Source organism: Ruegeria sp. YKSF131, from assembly GCF_059612645.1.
In genome coordinates this window covers 1-2,492 of sequence record NZ_JBXWQZ010000127.1, presented here as the reverse complement: position 1 = coordinate 2,492, position 2,492 = coordinate 1, and the positions used below count along the sequence as shown (strand labels likewise).

3 protein-coding genes are annotated in these 2,492 nt (G+C 59.0%); all 3 read right to left on the bottom strand.

What is annotated here, in order from left to right; genetic code table 11:
• The coding region (locus AC2FLZ_RS21900) for a polysaccharide deacetylase family protein (RefSeq protein WP_496882787.1) at positions 1-461 on the bottom strand (461 nt) is incomplete at its 3' end.
• A complete protein-coding gene (locus AC2FLZ_RS21895) occupies positions 458-1,501 on the bottom strand; it encodes a lipid II:glycine glycyltransferase FemX (protein WP_496882786.1) in 1,044 nt (347 codons plus the stop codon). The genes AC2FLZ_RS21900 and AC2FLZ_RS21895, both read right to left, overlap by 4 nt.
• A 7-nt stretch (positions 1,502-1,508) precedes the next feature.
• On the bottom strand, positions 1,509-2,492 hold a 984-nt coding region (locus AC2FLZ_RS21890; RefSeq protein WP_496882785.1), incomplete at its 5' end, for a GNAT family N-acetyltransferase.

The window sequence follows — 2,492 nt, the reverse complement described above, 5'->3', positions numbered from 1 at the left end:
GCATCATAACGTCCGAATGGAATCCCGGCCTCGGTTATCGACCGGCCGCAGATATCCTCAAGCTGTGCCCGGGATGTCTCCAATTCCTGCCTGAGCATCGCATCGTTCAGTGTCGGCCAGCTGACATGGTCAATTCCATGGCTGCCGATCAACATACCTGCGCTCTGCAGGTTATGCAGGTGCTTCTTGTGCAGCGATCCCGTTTGCCCGAGGCGCCCGGTCAGAACAAAGAAACGTGCATGAAGACCCCGGTCAATCAGGGCGGGCAGCGCAATATCATGATCAGACAGGTTGCCATCATCAAAGGTGATTACAACAGCCGCCGGGTCAGGCATGGCGGCAACCTGGTCAAGGACGTATTCGAATTGCTCCCGCGACAGCCAATATGGCGCTTCGCCGGGCTCCAGCGAGCGCCCGGGATCTCCGATACCGTGAAAGTTGACGCTTGTCAGGTTGGTCATTTTCGCCGCCTCTTCAAAAGCGAATGCAGCGTTTCCGCGGCGCGGATCGCAGGCGCAGTTAGCCCTTTGGGTTGGAACTCGTAAGGGCCTGCCGCCTGTAGGTCTGTCCCCCCGGTGCGGTGTTTGAACCGTGTGACCGTTGGGTTTGAATCAGGGTCTATACCGCCCAGATCGTAGAATTTCATGCCCAGTTCTTTGCAGCGTAGAATGGAATGCCACATCAGGCAGTGTCCGGCATTCAGCCGTCGCCCGGCTTCAGCTGTGGCGCCGAAAAGGTAGACGGCGTTGATGCCGGCTCTGCCAATGGTCATGCCGGCGATGTCAGCACCGTCCTTCCGAGCGAACAGAACCTCATGGTCAAAATCGGGCCCTGTAAGCCCATAGTAAAATTCGGGGGGAATATCCGGGCGAAACCCCTTGGTGGCCTGTACGTCTTGATATAGCGCGTGAAACCGGCTGCGAGCCTCTGCAATCGGAACGATATCCAACTCCAGCCCAGCCTTGAGCGCATTGCGCAGCGGATTGCGCCACTTGCCGTGCAGCGCGCGCATCAGCGTGTCTTCGTCCTGATCACAGTCTACTACGACAGTTCTGTAAGATGGGGACCGCTCTGAGTGGACAAAACCCTGGCTGGCGGCCAGTTCGTCGAGGGAGGGCACGTCATAGCGGGCAATCACCGGAAAACGCAGGCGCAGGATATGTCCTGTTGCTGTCGCATGCGCGCGCAGTGCCGCGAGCGCCGCCTGCACGGTTTCGGGCGAGGGATCGGGGTGATCCCGATGCCGGAGCAATGGCCCCGCTGCAATCCATGCGATTCCGCGCCCAAGCACGGGCAGGCGCTTGATGCGCAGGCACGCGGCGGCGACGATCTGTCCAGACGGGGTTTCCACCCGGACGAATTGTGGTTCTGCCCCGATCCGCCGTGCGGCTGCCTGTGCATAGGTCAGGCTCTGTTCATAGGTCAGATCCTGAAAAGCGGCGCTGCAGTCCAGCCAATCGGATGCAGACAGGATATGAAGAGATAGGGGTTCAGGGGTCATGATGGATTTATATCCTTGTCCTGACCCAGGCGGCCCATAAGGGTTTATGCCTCAGTGGAAGGATCGCTCTCAGGCGTGGAGCCAGGCGACCGAACCAGAGCCTGTAATAGGCCAGATGCAGCAGGCGCGCCCAACCCAGGCAGAGTTTGAGACGTATCGCGGCAAAGCCCGATTGCCGCGAGATGATCAGGCGGTGGGTGGGAACTGCTTCACCACCGTAGATCAGCTTGTAGCCGTAATCGCCAATCCCGGCCTCAATCCGTGTGATGCCGCCCTCAATCAGTTCTTCGATCATCTGAACCAGGCCGATCTTTCCCAGACTCAAACGTTCAAGCTCGGGGTCGGTTGATCTGGCGGGCAGGCGCCAGTGGCAGACCTGACCGGAAACCAGGCAGAACTGGGTTGCCAGAGCTGAACTGTGGCCGTGCTGTTCGACAAACCATGTTTTTCCGCCGGTTAGGGTCTCTTTGGCAAGCTCACTGTAAAAGGCCTCACTCCCGGCCCAGTCGGTGAAATGGCCGCCTTTTCCAGCCTTTTGCCATTGTTGGTTGTGAAACCTGACAAAGTCCTGGAATTGCACCGCGTCGGGATGGGTCACTTGCGTTGTCAGCCCATGGTCACTTTGCAGGCGTTTTAGATCCCGTCGATACTGATTGCGCCGCTTCTTGGACAATTGGCTCAGATAGCCATCAAAGCTGCCGGGAAGCTCAAAGACGGTGTGTGTGCCTGCAGCACGATCCTGCAACACCAATGGGGGGTGAGAAGACGCGTAGTGGGCCACCGCATCACGCGCAGCGTGCAGAACCTGTCCGCGCTCGGACGCGGGGGTGAAGCTGATCAGATCGGCACGCTTCCGACCGAGAAGGTCAGCCAGTGCCTCCGTCAGGCTGGGTGTCACGGCCCATTCCTCGGCTGCGAGGCGAAAAACCACGGTGTTTGGGTCCGTTGCAGCGAGTTTTGCGATACGTATCCTGATCGGTCCCAGCCAGAC

Coding starts and splice junctions, on each gene's coding strand:
- AC2FLZ_RS21895 (WP_496882786.1), bottom strand. CDS start 1,501: ATGACCCCTGAACCCCTATCTCTTCATATCCTGTCTGCATCCGATTGG.